This is a genomic window from Methylobrevis albus (genome assembly GCF_015904235.1).
Classification (GTDB): domain Bacteria; phylum Pseudomonadota; class Alphaproteobacteria; order Rhizobiales; family Pleomorphomonadaceae; genus Methylobrevis_A; species Methylobrevis_A albus.
This window is the reverse complement of record NZ_JADZLT010000053.1, coordinates 60,477-76,849: the sequence shown is the minus strand read 5'-3', so window position 1 is coordinate 76,849 and position 16,373 is coordinate 60,477. Positions and strand designations below refer to the sequence as shown.

15 protein-coding genes are annotated in these 16,373 nt (G+C 69.5%); 7 read left to right on the top strand and 8 right to left on the bottom strand.

All coding sequences use genetic code 11. The features are described 5' to 3' along the window. Positions 1-49: 49 nt before the first annotated feature. Together I5731_RS15380 and I5731_RS15375 are read right to left on the bottom strand one after the other, a co-directional pair. Positions 50-1,093: an HpcH/HpaI aldolase/citrate lyase family protein gene (locus tag I5731_RS15380; protein WP_197312294.1), complete on the bottom strand. Its 1,044-nt coding sequence runs from the start codon at positions 1,091-1,093 to the stop codon at positions 50-52. Positions 1,094-1,246: 153 nt separating this feature from the next. Continuing rightward, a complete protein-coding gene (locus I5731_RS15375) occupies positions 1,247-2,161 on the bottom strand; it encodes an LpxL/LpxP family acyltransferase (RefSeq protein WP_197312293.1) in 915 nt (304 codons plus the stop codon). Positions 2,162-2,332: 171 nt separating this feature from the next. Here I5731_RS15375 and I5731_RS15370 point away from each other — a divergent pair, with 171 nt between their 5' ends. Continuing rightward, positions 2,333-3,298 carry an AEC family transporter gene (locus tag I5731_RS15370; RefSeq protein ID WP_197312292.1) on the top strand — a complete coding sequence of 322 codons (966 nt, stop codon included), beginning with the start codon at positions 2,333-2,335 and terminating at the stop codon, positions 3,296-3,298. Between the two features lie 6 nt (positions 3,299-3,304). On the opposite strand, the gene I5731_RS15365 is transcribed toward I5731_RS15370, so the two are convergent. The 3 genes from I5731_RS15365 to I5731_RS15355 are packed head-to-tail and all read right to left on the bottom strand — an operon-like array spanning position 3,305 to position 5,474. Beyond that, the gene (locus tag I5731_RS15365; protein WP_197312291.1) at positions 3,305-4,495 is read right to left on the bottom strand and encodes a UbiH/UbiF family hydroxylase; all 1,191 of its coding nucleotides are present in this window, start codon (positions 4,493-4,495) and stop codon (positions 3,305-3,307) included. Between the two features lie 44 nt (positions 4,496-4,539). Further along, positions 4,540-5,034: a DUF6691 family protein gene (locus I5731_RS15360; RefSeq protein WP_197312290.1), complete on the bottom strand. Its 495-nt coding sequence runs from the start codon at positions 5,032-5,034 to the stop codon at positions 4,540-4,542. Further along, positions 5,031-5,474 (bottom strand): YeeE/YedE family protein, encoded by a 444-nt coding sequence (locus tag I5731_RS15355; protein ID WP_197312289.1) that lies wholly within the window; start codon positions 5,472-5,474, stop codon positions 5,031-5,033. The genes I5731_RS15360 and I5731_RS15355 overlap by 4 nt, the downstream gene beginning before the upstream one ends. A gap of 109 nt (positions 5,475-5,583) precedes the next feature. On the opposite strand from I5731_RS15355, the gene I5731_RS15350 reads away from it, so the two are divergent. From I5731_RS15350 to rpsI, 4 genes are all read left to right on the top strand, one after another. Next, the gene (locus tag I5731_RS15350; RefSeq protein ID WP_197312288.1) at positions 5,584-6,450 is read left to right on the top strand and encodes a CDP-alcohol phosphatidyltransferase family protein; all 867 of its coding nucleotides are present in this window, start codon (positions 5,584-5,586) and stop codon (positions 6,448-6,450) included. Positions 6,451-6,635: 185 nt separating this feature from the next. Then, positions 6,636-7,352: a TerC family protein gene (locus I5731_RS15345; RefSeq protein WP_197312287.1), complete on the top strand. Its 717-nt coding sequence runs from the start codon at positions 6,636-6,638 to the stop codon at positions 7,350-7,352. Between the two features lie 252 nt (positions 7,353-7,604). Next, positions 7,605-8,066, top strand: a complete 462-nt coding sequence (gene rplM / locus I5731_RS15340) for a 50S ribosomal protein L13 (protein WP_197312286.1) — start codon at positions 7,605-7,607, stop codon at positions 8,064-8,066. 2 nt (positions 8,067-8,068) lie between these two features. Further along, positions 8,069-8,545: a 30S ribosomal protein S9 gene (gene rpsI, locus I5731_RS15335; RefSeq protein WP_197312285.1), complete on the top strand. Its 477-nt coding sequence runs from the start codon at positions 8,069-8,071 to the stop codon at positions 8,543-8,545. Between the two features lie 96 nt (positions 8,546-8,641). On the opposite strand, the gene I5731_RS15330 is transcribed toward rpsI, so the two are convergent. Beyond that, positions 8,642-10,315 carry a methyl-accepting chemotaxis protein gene (locus I5731_RS15330; protein WP_197312284.1) on the bottom strand — a complete coding sequence of 558 codons (1,674 nt, stop codon included), beginning with the start codon at positions 10,313-10,315 and terminating at the stop codon, positions 8,642-8,644. A gap of 189 nt (positions 10,316-10,504) precedes the next feature. On the opposite strand from I5731_RS15330, the gene speB reads away from it, so the two are divergent. Next, positions 10,505-11,473, top strand: a complete 969-nt coding sequence (gene speB / locus I5731_RS15325) for an agmatinase (RefSeq protein ID WP_197312283.1) — start codon at positions 10,505-10,507, stop codon at positions 11,471-11,473. A gap of 254 nt (positions 11,474-11,727) precedes the next feature. On the opposite strand, the gene rnd is transcribed toward speB, so the two are convergent. Then, positions 11,728-12,900, bottom strand: a complete 1,173-nt coding sequence (gene rnd, locus I5731_RS15320; protein WP_197312349.1) for a ribonuclease D — start codon at positions 12,898-12,900, stop codon at positions 11,728-11,730. A 265-nt stretch (positions 12,901-13,165) separates the two neighbouring features. Here rnd and aspS point away from each other — a divergent pair, with 265 nt between their 5' ends. Next, positions 13,166-14,947, top strand: coding sequence for an aspartate--tRNA ligase (gene aspS / locus I5731_RS15315; RefSeq protein WP_197312282.1), 1,782 nt, complete (start codon positions 13,166-13,168; stop codon positions 14,945-14,947). Between the two features lie 63 nt (positions 14,948-15,010). Here aspS and I5731_RS15310 read toward each other — a convergent pair whose 3' ends face one another. Then, positions 15,011-16,273, bottom strand: a complete 1,263-nt coding sequence (locus tag I5731_RS15310) for a hypothetical protein (RefSeq protein ID WP_197312281.1) — start codon at positions 16,271-16,273, stop codon at positions 15,011-15,013. Between the last annotated feature and the right edge of the window lie 100 nt (positions 16,274-16,373).

Sequence of the window (16,373 nt, the reverse complement as noted above, 5' to 3'; positions counted from 1 at the left end):
GAAAGCCTCCGGCACGCCGCGAGGGCTTGTCGGAGGCCGTCGCCGTCGGTCAGTCGAGGCCGTAGAGCGCGGCCCGCTCCGGGTCGCCGGACGCGACCTGGCGCGCGAGGTCGACGATGACCTTCGCCTGCTTCCAGGTGGCGTCGTCCTGCATCTTGCCGTCGATCATCACCGCGCCGGTGCCGTCCGGCATCGCATCGATGATCCGCGCCGCGAACTTCACCTCGGCCGGATCGGGGCTGAACACGCGCTTGGCGATGTCGATCTGGCTCGGGTGCAGCGACCAGGCGCCGACGCAGCCCATCAGGAAGGCGTTGCGGAACTGCGCCTCGCAGGCGGCGGCGTCGGAGAAATCGCCGAACGGGCCGTAGAACGGCTTGATGCCGGCGGCGAGGCAGGCGTCGACCATCTTGCCGACGGTGTAGTGCCAGAGGTCCTGCTGGAAGGCGGTGCGCGGGGCGTCGCCGTTCGCGTCCGACAGCACGGCGTAATCGGGATGTCCGCCGCCGACGCGGGTGGTCTTCATGCCGCGCGAGGCGGCGAGATCGGCCGGGCCGAGGCTCATGCCGTGCATGCGCGGGCTGGCGGTGGCGATCGCCTCGACGTTCTTGACGCCCTCGGCGGTTTCCAGAATCGCGTGGATCAGGATCGGCTTCGTCAGCTTGTGGCGGGCTTCGAGCTGGGCGAGCAGCTGGTCGAGGTAGTGGATATCCCACGGCCCCTCGACCTTCGGCAGCATGATGACGTCGAGCCGGTCGCCGGCGGCGGCGACGATCTCGGTGACGTCGTCGAGCATCCACGGGCTGTTCAGGCAGTTGATGCGCGTCCAGAGCCCGGCGCGGCCGAGGTCGACCGAGGTCGCGAGCTCGATGAAGCCCTTGCGCGCGGCTTCCTTCTGGTCGGCCGCGATGGCGTCCTCGAGGTTGCCGAGCACCACGTCGACCGTCTTTGCGAGTTCCGGCAGCTTGGCGCGGACCTTCTCGTTGTGCGGCGGCACGAAGTGGATCATCCGCTCGAGCTTGACGGGCAGGTCGCGGAACGGCTCGGGGGCGCCGATCGCGAGCGGCTTCCAGTAGGCGCGAGGGGTTTTCATCGGCTGTCGTCCTTCGTCGGGCGGCGGGCGGTCGAGGCGCGCGGGGCGCGCGCGTCGGCTGGATGATATGCCGCGATCGGCCGCCATGCGGCAGTGCGGAAAACGTCGCAGGAAGAAGGTCGCATGGGCGCAGCGCCCGAGATTGAGCCGTGCTCAGTCCAGCCAGCGGCGCAGGATCCACATCCATTGCGCGGGGTATTCGCGGATCCACGTCTCGAAGCGCGCGTTGACCAGCCGGGTGCCGGCCAGCACGTCCGCCTCGGCGTCGTCGGTGCGCGGCACGTCGACGAGTTCGGCCTCGATCCGGAAGCGGACGCCCCGCAGCCGGACGATTCGTGCGGCGATCAGCGGCAGGTCGAGCCGGCGCGCGAGGGCGACCGGCGCGACGGAGACATAGGAGGGCCGGCCGAAGACGTCGATGACGGTGCCGCGGCGGTCGCGCAGGTCGCCCAGCATGGCGATCCCGGCGCCGCGCCGGGCGAGGCCCGCCAGCCGCAGGCCGGCACTGTGGCTGCGCGGCAGCAGCCCGGCGGGATAGAGGCCGCGCCGGCGCTGCAGCAGGAATTCCTCGGTCAGCGGGTTCTTCACCCGGCGGTAGACCGCGGCCGCCTCGAGCCCGAGTTGCGGGATCGCGGCCGAGACGAGTTCCCAGTTGCCGCTGTGCATCGACACGAACACGGCGCCCCGGCCCGGCCGGATCGCGGCGAGCGCCGCAGGATCGATCGCGACCGTGAGGCGCGCCGGATCGGCAATGATGCGGCGGATCTGCAGTGTTTCCGCTGCGACCCGGCCGAGATTGTCCCACATGCCGGCGAGAATCCGCCGGCGCGCCGCGACGGGAAGGTCCGGCATGGCGGCGGCGAGGTTCTTTTCGGCGCGGGCGTGTCGGCGGTTGAACGGGCCGAACCAGCGCCAGAGCCGGCCCATCAGCGCCGAGCCGGCATCGACGGGCAGCAGCCGGAGCAAGGCGTCGGCAGCGACCAGGGCGCGATACTCGAGCCGGTGCACGAGCGACGGCCGCGGGGCCGTCGCGGGGGCGGGGGGCGTCTCCGGGGGAGCGTTCGTCAAAGGATCCCTGACAATTGGGCGGGGCGGCCAAGGGACGCCGGCGCAAGGCGTTGACCCGGTGTCGATAACCGTCTACGGCGTCGAATACCAGCCCGGCGACCGTCGCCCGGCCGACGTTCCGGCGGGGCAGGGCGCTTCGCCGCCCCGCAGTCCACCATACCCCAAAGGCCGATGTTCGAGGTCCTCTCCCTCGCACTGCCGTTCTTCGGCATCATCTTCCTCGGCTTCGGCGCCGGGAAGATCGCCGGGATTCCGCGCAGCGGGCTCGCGTGGCTCGACTTCTACCTCGTCTATGTCGCGCTGCCCGCTCTCTTCTACGACCTGATGTCGAAGACGCCGGTCGAGGAACTGGCGCACGGCTCGTTCATCCTCGCGACCACCTTCTCGACCTATGTCGCCTTCGCGATCTCGTTCGTGATCGGCGTGCTGCTCAGCCGCGGCGACCTCAGACTCGCGACGATCCAGGGCCTCGTCGGCTCCTATGCCAACGTCGGCTACATGGGCCCGGGCATCACGCTCGCCGCGCTCGGCACCGCGGCGGCGGCGCCGACCGCGCTGATCTTCTGTTTCGACGTCGCGCTGGTCTTCACGCTGACGCCGCTGCTGATGGCGCTCGGCGGCACCGAGGCGATGAGCCCGGGGCAACTGGCGCTGCGCGTGGTGAAACGGGTGCTGCTGCATCCCTTCATCCTCGGCACCCTCGCCGGCGTCGGCGCGGCGCTGATCGAGTTCCAGCTGCCGCAGGGTCTCGCCACCATGGTGACCTTCCTGCGCTCGTCGGCGGCGCCCACCGCGCTGTTCGCCCTCGGCGTCACGGTCGCGCTGCAGCCGGTCGGCCGGATCCCGGTCGAGATGCCGATCCTGATCGCGATCAAGCTGGTGCTGCACCCGCTGCTCGCCTGGCTGATCCTGACCTGGATCGGCGGCTTCGATCCGGTGTGGATCAAGACGGCGGTGCTGATGGCGAGCCTGCCGACGGCAGCGACCACATTCGTCGCGGCGCAGCAGTACGACATCTACGTCAACCGGGCGGCGACGGCGATCGTGATCTCGACCGTGCTGTCGGTGTTCACCGTGACGGGTGTGCTGACGCTGATCACCCTCGACTTGCTGCCGACCGCGCCGTTCGGCCGCTGATGCCCGTCAGGAGCCGGCCGGCCGATAGTCCGGCGCCAGCCCTTCGCGCATCAGGAAGCGCCGCAGCGGCGAGATCGTCCTTGCCGCCTGCAGCGCGAGGCCGCGGGCGAACTGTACCGGCAGGAAATCCGTCAGCAGCGAGCGATTGAGCAGGTCGACCCCGGCCTGGCGGCTGGCGACATCGAAGCGGCGGGCGCGGCCATAGGCGGCGAGCACCTCGTCGCTGCCGCAGTCGTCGCCGGTCCGCGAGACGGCCTTTGCGAGATCCGCGACGTCGCGGATGCCGAGGTTGAGCCCCTGGGCGCCGATCGGCGGAAAGGCGTGCGCGGCCTCGCCGACCAGCGCGATTCGCGGCGCGGTCATCGACGCGGCTTTGAGCGAACTCAGCGGATAGGTCTGCCGCGGCCCGTCGACCTCGATCGTCCCGAGCAGGCGCTGCGAGCGGCGCGACAGCTCGGCGCCGAGGTCGGCATCGGAGAGGGCGGCGAGCCGTTCGGCGACGGCGGGACGCTCGACGAGCACGATGCTGGAGCGGCCGTCGCCGAGCGGCACCAGGGTGAACGGGCCGGTCTCGGTGTGAAACTCGGTCGAGGTGTCGCGGTGCGGGCCGTCGTGGCGGCAGTTGAGCACCAGGGCGACCTGATCGTAGCGCCGCTCGCGGGTGCCGATCCCGGCCGCGTCGCGGACGAGCGACTTGCGCCCGTCGGCGCCGACGACGAGGTGGGCGCGCAGCAGGTCGCCGTCGCCGGTCAGGATCTCGGCGAAGCCGCCGCGGACCGTGACCTGGCGCGCGACGGCGTCGAGGCTGCGAATCGCCGGCTCGGCGGCGACGCGGGCGGCCAGCGCGGTGGTGAGAACGTGGTTCTCGACGTTCCAGCCGAAGGCGTCGAGGTCGATCTCGCTGGCGTCGAAACGCGTTTCGGGCGCCCGCAGCAGGCGTCGGCTGCCGTCGACGAGGCGCATGGTGCGCAGCGCCGCCGCCTGCGGCCGCACCGCCTCCCAGACGCCGAGGCGCTCCAGCAGGTCGACCGAGCCCTGCAGCAGGGCGCTGGTGCGCCGGTCGGTCGGCGGCGGCGGGGCGAGGTGGACGACGGAGCGGCCGGCGGCGGCGAGGGCGAGTGCCGCGATCAGGCCCGCTGGCCCGCCGCCGACGACGGCGACGTCGTCGAGGTGATCGGTCGTCGTGTGCGCGGTCATGGCTCGCCTCCGGTGCCCGCGCCGGCGACCGGGCCGGTTCGGCCCTAGCTGCGCGCGGCGCGCTTTTCGGGCCGCGCCGGCGACCCGAGACGCTGCAATATACTGTCGGCGACCCGCATTCCAAGCATCGACGCGGTGACCGCGGCAAACGCCTTCAGCGGGGCGACGCCGAGGCCGGCGACCGCGATCGCCGGCCCGACGCCGGCAAGGCCGATGCCGGCGCCGAAGAGCAGAGCGCCCCAGACGAGGCGCCGGTCGGCGTGGTCTGCGTCGGCGGCGTCGATCTCGTCGGCGGCCGCGTCGATCGGCGGCCGGCGGCTGCGCTTCTGGGCGAGGCGGATGCCGACGAGGCCGACGAGCTGGGCGGTCGCCGCGACGGCGAGCAGGCGGTCGTCCCAGCCGAAGGCCGTGGCGTGGGCGAGGTCGAAGAAGGCGCGGGTGCGGCCGCTGTCAAGCAGCCCGGCGATCACGATTCCGGCGCCGCAGGCGAGGCCCGCGGCCGCGACCGCAGCGAGGCGCAGCAGCATGGCGACGGTCATGCGGCATATCCGACGAGGGTCGCGACCGCGACCGCCGCCAGCATCACCACCGCCATCGCGACGGCCGAGCGGGCGGAGAGGCGGGCGATGCCGAAGATGCCGTGCGCGGCGAGCCCGCCGGCGGCGACGCGGACGCCGGCGCCGACGAGGAAGGCCCCGGCTGCGAGCAACCAGGTGTCGCCGGGCAGCACGTCGGCCGGCACGATGCCCGCGGTGTCGAGGCTGCCGACCGCCCAGGCGGCGATGAGGGCCCCGGCGATCAGCGCCGCGATGAAGACGGCATGCCACGGCGCCGCATCACCCGAGGCGAGGGCGTCGAGGCTTTCGGACACCGCCGCCTCGCGGGCGGTGACGAACCAGATGAGGGCAGCGGCGAGACCGATCAGTGCGCCCCCAACGATGGCGGCGATCGACGGCGCGTGCAGCGCGAGATTTTCCATGACCGGTCCAGGATCCCTGCGGTGGTCCCGCCGACGACGTGCGGACACGGCGCCGGGGTGGCAAGGGCTCCATTGTGCGCGTCTTCGCCCGCGCGGGCACCGGGCAAGAATGTCGCAGCCGCCGTTTCGGCGGCCTCGCTTCGCCTTGCCGCAAGCATCGGCACTGGAAAAGTGGCGAAGACGGCTGGAAATCTTGGCGCTTTCAGTCCATACGAGACGATTACAGGTCCAATCGCGGACCTGCGGGAGCGTGACTGTGACGCCAGCGGCCATCGTGACGAAGCATCAGAACGCCCTCATCGCCCTTGCGGTCCATGCCTTCACCGCAAGCGGTATCGTGATCGCGATGCTCGCGGCGGTCGCCGCCTATACGCAGGATTGGCCGAAATTCTTCGCCCTGCTCGGCTTCGCGCTGATCATCGACGGCGTCGACGGCCCGATCGCGCGGCATTTCTCGGTCGAGCAGCGCCTGCCGACCTTTTCCGGCGCGGCGCTCGATTTCGTCGTCGACTACGTCACCTACGTGTTCCTGCCGGCGATGGCGCTCGCGACCGGCGGCTTTGCCTCGCCCGCCATTGCCCTGGCGCTCGCGGGCGTCATCGTCTTCACCAGCGCGATGTATTTCGCCGACACGCGCATGAAGATGAAGAACAATGCGTTCCGCGGTTTTCCCGCGGTCTGGAACGGCGTGGTGTTCCTGTTCTTCGTGTTCCAGCCGCCCGTTGGCGTCGTCGTCGCCGTCACGCTGGCGCTGGCCGTGCTGACGTTCATGCCGGTCGCCTTCGTGCATCCGGTACGCGTGGTGCGCTGGCGGCCGCTGACGCTGGCGGTCACCGGGCTGTGGTTCGCCTTCGCCGGCCTTGCGCTTGCATTCGACCTGGAACCCCCGACCGCCGTCGGCGTTGGGCTGTTCGTCACGACACTCTACCTCTCGCTGGTCGCGGGTGTGCAGCAGCTCCTGAACGCGCGCCCCTGACGGGGCAGGGCATCCGGGGGCGGCAGAGCGCCGGCAACTGGTGCCGTGCCGAGGACCGTCACTTTCCTTGATCAATCCTGTGGTTTCGATCGTATCCGGGTTCGCCGGCCGTCTCCCGTCGGCCGCCGTTCCCATGCGTGCCTACGCCTGCCTCCCGGTCCCCCGATGAAACGGATCAACCCCCGATGCATCTTCTCAGTGATCCCAATGCCTGGATCAGCCTGCTGACGCTCTCCGTGATGGAGATCGTGCTCGGCATCGACAACATCGTCTTCATTTCCGTGCTGACCGCCCGGCTGCCGCCGGAGCAGGCCAAGCGCGCGCGCCAGATCGGCCTCGGCCTCGCGCTGGTGTTCCGCATCATCCTCCTGATGCTGCTGTCGTTCCTGATCGGGCTCAGCGCGCCGCTGTTCAGCATCGGCGATCACCCGGTGTCCTGGCGCGACATCATCCTGTTCGCCGGCGGCGCGTTCCTGCTCGTCAAGGCGACCCTCGAGATCCACAAGGGCATCGAGGGCGAGGAAGAATCCAAGTCCGGTGCCGTCGGTGCGACGTTCAACGCGGTGATCGCGCAGATCATCGTGATCGACATGGTGTTCTCGGTCGACAGCATCATCACGGCGATCGGCATGGCCGAGCACGTCGAGATCATGGTGGTCGCGGTGATCATCGCCATGGCGGTGATGTACCTCGCCTCCGGCCCGATTTCGGCCTTCATCCACAAGCACCCGACGACGAAGATGCTGGCACTGTCGTTCCTGCTCCTCATCGGCGTGGCGCTGATCGCGGATGCAGCCGGGTTCCATATCCCGCGCGCCTACATCTACTTCGCGATGGCCTTCTCGGCCGGCGTCGAGTTCGTCAACATCCTGGCGAAGTCGAAGAAGACGCCGATCGCCTGATCCGACACGGCGGGCGGACCGTTTTGCGGCCCGCCCGCCGCCGGAACAGCGAAAAGACATGCGGTATATGAATACCGTACTCCATAAGCCCATGAATTCATTGGACTAGAGGCCGATCGACGGCCTTGACCGTGTCGTTCGCTTCACGTATACGCACAGCCATCGCGGCGGCCATCCTCGGCCGCCGTTTTCATGGCTCCGCCGCCCGCCCGACGTCCGGTCGCGGCGCGGAACGAACGAACGGTTGCACAGATGAAGACTTTTTCGGCCAAGCCGGCTGAGGTCGAGAAGAAGTGGGTCGTAATCGACGCCGAAGGGCTCGTGGTCGGCCGCCTCGCCTCGATCATCGCCATGCGCCTGCGCGGCAAGCACAAGCCGTCCTTCACGCCGCATGTCGACGATGGTGACAACGTCATCGTCGTCAACGCGCAGAAGGTCGTGCTGACCGGCCGCAAGTACTCCGACAAGAAGTACTACCACCACACCGGCCACCCGGGCGGTATCAAGGAGCGCACCGCGCGCTCGATCCTCGAAGGTCGTTTCCCGGAGCGCGTGCTCGAGAAGGCCGTCGAGCGGATGATGCCGGAGGGCCCGCTGGCCCGTCGCCAGCTCGGCAACCTGCGGGTCTACGCCGGCACCGAGCATCCGCACGCGGCGCAGCAGCCGGTGGCGCTCGACGTCAAGTCCCTGAATTCCAAGAACGCGAGGGCCTGACCATGGCCGAACTCCAGTCCCTTTCCGATCTGGGCGGCCAGATCGCCACGGCTCAGCCGGAGGCTCCCGTTTACGTCCAGAAGCTCGACGCCTTCGGTCGTGCCTATGCCACCGGCAAGCGCAAGGACGCCGTCGCGCGCGTCTGGCTGACGCCGGGCACCGGCAAGATCATCGTCAACGACAAGGACTTCACCGGCTACTTCGGCCGTCCGGTGCTGCAGATGATCGTCCAGCAGCCGCTGCACGCCGCGGCGCGTGACGGCCAGTTCGACGTGATCGCCACCGTCGCCGGCGGCGGCCTCTCCGGCCAGGCCGGCGCGATCCGCCACGGCATCTCCAAGGCGCTGACCTACTACGAGCCCGGCCTGCGCGGCGTGCTCAAGAAGGCCGGCTTCCTGACCCGCGACAGCCGCGTCGTCGAGCGCAAGAAGTACGGCCGCGCCAAGGCCCGCCGCAGCTTCCAGTTCTCGAAGCGCTGATCGTTTCCGGCTTTTGCCGGATCGAAACGAAAAGGGCCGGATGCAGATCGCATCCGGCCCTTTTTGCTTGTCGAGAGGAGAAGTGGCGCGCCGCGATCAGGCGGCGCGGATCTTCTGCAGGAAACCGCCGAGCTGGCGGCTGAGGTTCTGCGTCTGCGACGACAGGGCCTCGCTGGCGCCGAGCAGGTCGCGCGAGACGCGGGCGCTGTCGCTGGCGGCGGTGCGGACACCGTCGAGGTGCTGGGCGACTTCCGAAGCGCCGGTCGCCGCTTCCTGGATGTTGCGGGCGATCTCGCCGGTCGCCGAGCCCTGTTCCTCGGTCGCCGCGGCGACGGTGCGGGCGATGTGGTCGAGGTTGCCGATCTGGCGGGAGATCGCCGCGATCTTGTCGACGGCGCCGCCGGTGGCCGCCTGGATCACCGCCATCTGATGCTCGATGTCCTGGGTGGCCTTCGCCGTCTGGGTGGCGAGCGCCTTGACCTCGGAGGCGACGACCGCGAAGCCGCGGCCGGCCTCACCGGCGCGCGCCGCCTCGATCGTGGCGTTGAGCGCCAGCAGGTTGGTCTGCTCGGCGATCGCCTGGATCATGGCGACGACCGAACCGACCTTCTCGGCGTTGGTGGCCAGCGCCCGGACGTCGGCGTCGGTCTCGCGGGCCTGGCCCACCGTCTCGCTGATCAGGCGGGTGGCGTCGCCGATCTGGCGGCTGATCTCCTCGATCGAGGCCGACAGTTGCTCGGATGCCGCAGCGACCGAGTGGACGTTGGCGGAGGTCTGCTCGGAGGCGGTGGCGACCGACGCGGAGCGGTGCGTGGTCTGGTCGGCGCTGCCGGCGACGACGCGGGCGGCGGAGAGCACCTGGGCCGAGGCGGCGGCGACTTCCTGCACGATCGAGCCGACGACGGATTCGAATTCCGCGGCCGTGGCGAGCATCACCCGGCGGCCTTCTTCCACGCTGCGCTGCTTGGCGAGTTCCTGGTCGGCCTTGGCGCGCAGGCCATCGGCCAGCGACGTCTTCAGGCTTTCGACGGCGGTCCAGAGCTGGCCGATCTCGTCGCGGCTACGCTTGGCCGGCACGGGAGCGTCGATGTTGCCCGCCGCGACCGCCACGACCACGTCCGTCACTCCGCGCAGCGGCCGGGTGATCTTGAACACGGCCATGTAGAGCGCCGCGCCGAGGCCGAGCAGCAGGCCGCCGACGGTGAGCGCCAGCATCAGGTTGACGCGGGACTCATAGAAGCTGTCCACCTCCTGGCGCATTTCGGGCAGGCGCGCCTCGTTGGCGCCGACCACCGCGTCGATCTCGGCCTGGAAGGCCTTGCGGTTGGCGCGGTTGCCGTCGTTGTTGCCCTGCTGGCCGGCGGCCTCGGGCGAGACCTCGGCGCCGAGCCGCGCCGTCTCGGTGCGGAAGTTGCGGAATTCGGCGGCGCGGACGACCATGGCGTCGAAGGCGGCGCGTTCGCCGTCGTGGACGAGCGGCGACCACTCGGCAATCACCGCATCGATCCGGTCGAGTCCCTTGTGAATCCCCTCTGCGAAGGGCTTGGCGGCCTCGACGGACGCGGCGGCGTAGATGCCGCGCGATTCCATGACGACAAGGGTCACGGCACGGTTGAGGCGCTCGCCGAGCAGCACTTCGGTGGAGACCGTGCGGTAGGCTTCGACGCGGGCGTTGTAGGACTGCATGGCGTCGATGGCGGAGATCGAGAGACCGACGGCGACGGCGCCGACGAGTCCGACGATGGAGAGAATCTTGCCCTTGATATTCATTTTCTGATCCCGAGCTGCGGTACGGGAAATTTACCTTGCCTTTGCCTAACAATTGACCAACGCGCAAACATGGTTTCGGCGGTTGTCATATGTCCGGCGCGGACCGTTCGCGATCTTCCGGGCAGCGCGCGAGTGGCTTATGCAGGACCGAACGAACTGCTCACCGCCGACCGCTGAGGGAGACACTGCATGACAGGCGACCGGATCCGGCCACGCCCCACCGACACCGCATTCCTGGGCGATTCGCTCTACGGCGGCGCCATCGAGCCGACCTACGGCGGGGCGCAGTCCTATCTCCGGCGCCGGTTCAGCCGCGACCTCTCGGTCGCCGACCTTGTCGTCTGGGGCATTCCGTTCGATTGCGCCGTCTCGAACCGGCCGGGCGCCCGCTTCGGGCCGCAGGCGATCCGGCGCGCCTCGGCGATCATCGAGGGCGACCCGAACTATCCCTTCGGCGTCGATGCTTTCGAAAGCCTCGCGGTGATCGACTGGGGCGACTGCTCGCTCGACTACGGCCGCCAGCAGGACGCCTGTGCGTCGATCGAGGCGCAGGCCGGCGAGATTCTCGACGCCGGCTGCCACCTCTTCACGCTCGGCGGCGACCACTACATCACCTGGCCGCTGCTGAAGGCGCATGTCGCCCGGCACGGGCCGTTGGCGCTGGTGCAGTTCGACGCCCACCAGGACACCTGGAACATCGACGACACCGACCGCGTCGATCACGGCGCCTTCGTCGGCTGGGCGGCGCGGGCCGGGCTGATCGACACGGCGCGCTCGATCCAGGTCGGCATCCGCACCCACGCGCCGGAAGACTGCGGCATCGAGATCCTGCACGGCCATGACATCGACCGACTCGGCGTCGCCGGCGTCATCGAGCGGATCAAGGCGCGGGTGGGCGGAGCAAAAGCCTACATGACCTTCGACATCGACTGCCTCGACCCCGCCTATGCGCCGGGGACCGGGACGCCGGTGTGTGGCGGGCTGTCCTCGCGGGAGGCGATCGCGATCCTCACCGGGCTCGGCGATGTCGATTTCGTCGGCGGCGACGTCGTCGAGGTCTCACCGCCGTTCGACCACGCCGACATAACGGCGCTGGCCGGGGCCACCGTGGCGCAGTGCTATATCGGGCTGCAGGCGGCGAAGAAAGCGAGGGGCTGAGGGGGAGGGGACAGGCAGCACTGCTGCAGTCCAGTTCTTGCCGCCTGAGAGAGGTCAGCGCGCCCGGCCTCGTCCTTCGAGACGGCCCTCACGGGCCTCCTCAGGATGAGGCCTCAGCGATTTTCGGTTTTAGCTGCAGATAGTTATCTTTTTCCCTCATCCTGAGGAAGGCGCGAAGCGCCTGTCTCGAAGGGCGAGGGAAAAGCCGAGGCGTCGGCAGGACTCGTGTCGTGTCCTCGTCGGCAATGCCCGGGTCAGTCGCGCGGCTTCACCGCCCGGGTGCGGCCGGTCTCGATGGCGACGACGCGCTTGCCGTCGAAGCTGAGGCCGATCTCGCCGCGCTTCAGGCGCAGCGCCGTCTCGCCGAACATCTCGCGGCGCCAGCCGTTCAGCGCCGGCACGTCGGCGTTGTCGTCGGCGGCGATCTGCTCGAGGTCGTCGACGGTGGCGAGCACCTTGGTCGCGACACCCTCGTTCTCGCTGACGAGCTTCAAGAGCACCTTCATCAGGTCGACGGCGGCGCCGGAGCCTTCGGGCATGACGCGGCCGCGCGGCATCGGCGGCCAGGTTTCCTTCGGCCGGGCAAGGGCGGCCTTCACCGCCTCGACGATCTCGCCGCCGGCGCGCGAGCGTTCGAAGCCCGACGGGATGGTGCGCAGCCGGCCGAGCGCCTGCGCATCGGTGGGCGCCTGCGCGGCGATCTCGTAGATCGCGTCGTCCTTCAGCACGCGGCTGCGCGGCACGTCGCGGGTCTGCGCCTCGCGCTCACGCCAGGCGGCGACGGTCTGCATCACCACCAGTTCGCGCTGCTTGCGCACGCGCAGCTTCAGCCGCTGCCAGGCGTCCTCGGGCTCGGTGTGATAGGTCGAGACGGCGGTGAGGGCGTCCATCTCCTCGCCCACCCAGTCGCTGCGGCCCTGCTTCTCCAGCTTGTCGGCGAGGAAGCGGTAGACGTCGCGGAGATGGGTGACGTCGGCGATCGCATATTCGAGCTGCTCGTCCGACAGCGGCCGGCGCGACCAGTCGGTGAAGCGGTGCGACTTGTCGATGAAGGCGCCGGAGATGCGGCCGACGAGCTGGTCGTAGGAGATCGAATCGCCGAAGCCGCAGACCATGGCGGCGATCTGGGTGTCGAACACCGGGTGAGGCACGAAGCCGCCGAGGTGCCAGACGATCTCGATGTCCTGCCGCGCGGCGTGGAAGACCTTCAGCACGGCTTCGTTCTTCATCAGGGCGAAGAACGGTGCGAGATCGAGCGCCGGCGCCAGCGCGTCGACGACATAGGCCTGCTCGGGACTGGCGAGCTGGACGACGCAGAGCTTTGGCCAGAACGTCGTCTCGCGCAGGAACTCGGTGTCGACGGTGCAGAAGTCGAAGCGGGAGAGCTCGGCACAGGCGTCGGCGAGCTCGGCGGTCGTTGTGATCATCGTCATGGTGGCGGAATTTAGACGAGTCGAGTGGGAATTGTCGTCAGGAAATTGCCGTTTGCCGCCCGCAACCCGGCATTATCGACAGTATGCCACGGCGGTCGCCCCCCGGATCGGCCGGGACGCGGCGAACCGCGCCCGAAAGCCGGCGCGGAACCGGCCGGAACGCGCCCTCCGCCTTGACAACTCCGCCGGTTAGATGCCTTTTCCGCCGCAAACGGCGGGCCGGGACGGATCCGCGCCAATACCGGACAAGAGGTCGACCATGCATCGCTATCGGAGCCACACCTGCGGCGAGCTGCGGGAGTCCCATGCGGGCGGCAACGTGCGTCTGTCCGGCTGGGTGCACCGTATCCGCGACCACGGCGGGCTGCTCTTCATCGACCTGCGCGATCACTACGGCATCACCCAGTGCGTCGCCGACCCGGACTCGCCGGCGTTCAAGCTCGCCGAGACGGTGCGCTCGGAGTGGGTGATCCGCATCGACGGCGCGGTCAAGCTGCGCACGCCCGAGACCGTCAACCCGAACCTCGCCACCGGCACGGTGGAGATCTTCATCAACGAGATCGAGGTGCTCGGCCAGGCGAAGGAACTGCCGCTGCCGGTGTTCGGCGAGCCGGACTATCCGGAAGACACCCGCCTGAAGTACCGCTTCCTCGATCTCCGCCGCGAGACGCTGCACCGGAACATCGTCAAGCGGACGAAGATCATCGCGGCGATGCGGCGCGAGATGAACGACATCGGCTTCACCGAGTACACGACGCCGATCCTGACCGCCTCGAGCCCCGAAGGCGCGCGCGACTTTCTGGTGCCGAGCCGCATCCATCCCGGCACCTTCTACGCGCTGCCGCAGGCGCCGCAGCAGTTCAAGCAGCTGCTGATGGTCGCCGGCTTCGACCGCTATTTCCAGATCGCGCCCTGCTTCCGCGACGAGGACCCGCGCGCCGACCGCCTGCCGGGCGAGTTCTACCAGCTCGACCTCGAGATGAGCTTCGTCACCCAGGAAGACGTCTGGGACACGATGGAGCCGGTGCTGCGTCGCATCTTCGAGGAATTCGGCGACGGCAAGCCGGTGACGCAGAGCTTCCCGCGCATTCCCTATGCCGAAGCGCTGCGCAAATACGGCTCCGACAAGCCGGACCTGCGCAACCCGATCGAGATGCAGGCGGTCACCGAGCATTTTGCCGGCTCCGGCTTCAAGGTGTTCGCGCGCATGATCGAGGCGGACGCGAAGACCGAGGTCTGGGCGATCCCCGGCAAGACCGGCGGCTCGCGCGCTTTCTGCGACCGCATGAACGCCTGGGCGCAGGGGCAGGGGCAGCCGGGCCTCGGCTACATCTTCTGGCGCAGCGAGAACGGCGCGCTCGAGGGCGCGGGCCCGCTGGCGAAGAACATCGGCCCGGAACGCACCGAGGCGATCCGCACCCAGCTCGGCCTCGCCGAGGGCGACGCCTGCTTCTTCGTCGCGGGCGACCCGGCGAAGTTCTACCGCTTCGCCGGCGAAGCGCGGACGCGGGTCGGCACGGACCTCAACCTCGTCGATACCGGTCGCTACGAGCTGTGCTGGATCGTCGACTTCCCGTTCTACGAATGGGACGAGGAGGAGAAGAAGCTCGACTTCGCCCACAACCCGTTCTCGATGCCGCAGGGCGGGCTGGAGGCACTGACCTCGGCCGAGCCGCTGTCGATCAAGGCATACCAGTACGACGCGGTCTGCAACGGCTACGAGATCGCCTCGGGCTCGATCCGTAACCAGAGCCCCGAGACGATGGTGAAGGCCTTCGAGCTCACCGGCCTCACCAAGGCCGACGTCGAGGAGCGCTTCGGCGGGCTCTACCGGGCCTTCCAGTACGGCGCGCCGCCGCATGGCGGCATGGCGGCCGGCGTCGACCGCGTCGTGATGCTGCTCTGCGGCGCGCAGAACCTGCGCGAGATCACGCTGTTCCCGATGAACCAGCGCGCGGAAGACCTGCTGATGGGCGCGCCCTCCGAGGCGACCCCGAAGCAGCTGCGCGAGCTGCACATCCGGGTGGCGAAGCCGGCGTAAGGCGAAGCCGCCGCGGCGCGGCGCCCGGGGAGGGGTCGTCGGCGGGTGTCCCCCGCCGCCGGTCTACTCGCCGAACGTGGCGGACATCCCGAAGGTCTCCGCCACGTCCGGCAGCGGCAAGGCGACCGCTTGCTCGAACGCCTCGAGGCTGAGCGGCCCGGCCGGCGCAAGCTTCAGCTCATAGCTCGAACGACGCTCGAGAAAGCCGAGCAGGGCGGTTCGCAGCTGCCGCAGGCGCGGCGTCGTGGCGCGCGCCTGCGGGAACAGCGTTTCGGTGAACGCCGCGGGGACCTCGCTCTCGTCGATCCCGCGCTGGCCGGCGAGCCAGGGGATGAGCTGCTCGGCGAGCCCCTGGTTGGCGAAGCTGACCGAAGCACTCGTAATGGTCGATCCCGGCATCGCCTGCGGGTCGGCGACGCCGCCCGCCGCGGTGTCGGCAGTCGCCACGGCGATCGAGGCCGCCAGCGTGACGTCGAAGGCGTATTGGACCCGTAGCACGAACGGGCCGAAGGCAACGGACACGGAGTCTTCGCCGACGTTCGCGATGAAGTCGAAGTTGAAAGCGAGATCCTCATAGCCGAGCCGCCGGAACCAGCTGGCGACCGGCGTATCGCGCGGCACCGAGGTGAGGTGCAGCGTCCCGGCCGTCGCCCGCAGGCGCATCGTGAAAGTGTCCGCGTCGCCGGCCGGCTCCTCGACGTAGCCATAGGCGTCGTCGACGGAAACGAACGGCCGTTCGGCGAGGAAGGCCGAAAGCCCGGCGACCTCGAAGGGGGTGGCGATCAGCGACAGGAGATCGGTGGGCGCAAGGCTCGGTAGCTGGATTTCGCCGAGCTTCAGCCGCGCAATCCGAACCGACGTCGCGCCGACCGCCAGCCGGATCCCGCGCACGACCGTGCTCGTCGCGCGCAGCCCGTTCCGCTTCAGGAGCACCGGCGCGTTCAGTGCGATGGACTCGATGCTGACGGAGAGGTCCGCGGGGAGGGGCAGATCCCCGACGACGCCGGCCGGTACCGTGAAGCCGATGTCACGCAGATGCACCACGGCGCCCGAACGGGTCGGCCCGAAGAAGGTCAGGTCACGCACGCCGCTGCGATTGAGCGACCATTCGACCGCGCTGACGAGCCGCTGGTCCTGCTGCGCCTGCCGGGCGGGATCGTTGGGCTCGCCGGCGGCTTGGCCGAGCGCCACCGTCCAGAGCGCCCCTGACCAGAGCGCGACCGCGACGAGCCACGAGACCGCCCAGCTTCTCCGCCCCACGGCCATGCCCCGTCCCCCGACCAAGCGTTGCGACGGCACGCTAGCCGAGCCGAGGGCGACCTGCAATCGGAGGTGGCGCAGAATGGTCTTGCCGGGCGGTCACTTGAAACGACAACGGCGGGCGCAGCCGGCTTTCGCTACCGGCTGCGCCCGCCGCGCAAGGTCG

Excerpts from the sequence above, each read along its gene's own strand:
- I5731_RS15370 (WP_197312292.1), top strand. The coding sequence starts at position 2,333 with ATGTTCGAGGTCCTCTCCCTCGCACTGCCGTTCTTCGGCATCATCTTC.
- I5731_RS15380 (WP_197312294.1), bottom strand. The coding sequence starts at position 1,093 with ATGAAAACCCCTCGCGCCTACTGGAAGCCGCTCGCGATCGGCGCCCCC.
- I5731_RS15365 (WP_197312291.1), bottom strand. The coding sequence starts at position 4,495 with ATGACCGCGCACACGACGACCGATCACCTCGACGACGTCGCCGTCGTC.
- rplM (WP_197312286.1), top strand. The coding sequence starts at position 7,605 with ATGAAGACTTTTTCGGCCAAGCCGGCTGAGGTCGAGAAGAAGTGGGTC.
- speB (WP_197312283.1), top strand. The coding sequence starts at position 10,505 with ATGACAGGCGACCGGATCCGGCCACGCCCCACCGACACCGCATTCCTG.
- rnd (WP_197312349.1), bottom strand. The coding sequence starts at position 12,900 with ATGATCACAACGACCGCCGAGCTCGCCGACGCCTGTGCCGAGCTCTCC.
- I5731_RS15350 (WP_197312288.1), top strand. The coding sequence starts at position 5,584 with ATGTCGCAGCCGCCGTTTCGGCGGCCTCGCTTCGCCTTGCCGCAAGCA.
- aspS (WP_197312282.1), top strand. The coding sequence starts at position 13,166 with ATGCATCGCTATCGGAGCCACACCTGCGGCGAGCTGCGGGAGTCCCAT.
- I5731_RS15330 (WP_197312284.1), bottom strand. The coding sequence starts at position 10,315 with ATGAATATCAAGGGCAAGATTCTCTCCATCGTCGGACTCGTCGGCGCC.
- I5731_RS15345 (WP_197312287.1), top strand. The coding sequence starts at position 6,636 with ATGCATCTTCTCAGTGATCCCAATGCCTGGATCAGCCTGCTGACGCTC.
- I5731_RS15355 (WP_197312289.1), bottom strand. The coding sequence starts at position 5,474 with ATGGAAAATCTCGCGCTGCACGCGCCGTCGATCGCCGCCATCGTTGGG.
- rpsI (WP_197312285.1), top strand. The coding sequence starts at position 8,069 with ATGGCCGAACTCCAGTCCCTTTCCGATCTGGGCGGCCAGATCGCCACG.
- I5731_RS15360 (WP_197312290.1), bottom strand. The coding sequence starts at position 5,034 with ATGACCGTCGCCATGCTGCTGCGCCTCGCTGCGGTCGCGGCCGCGGGC.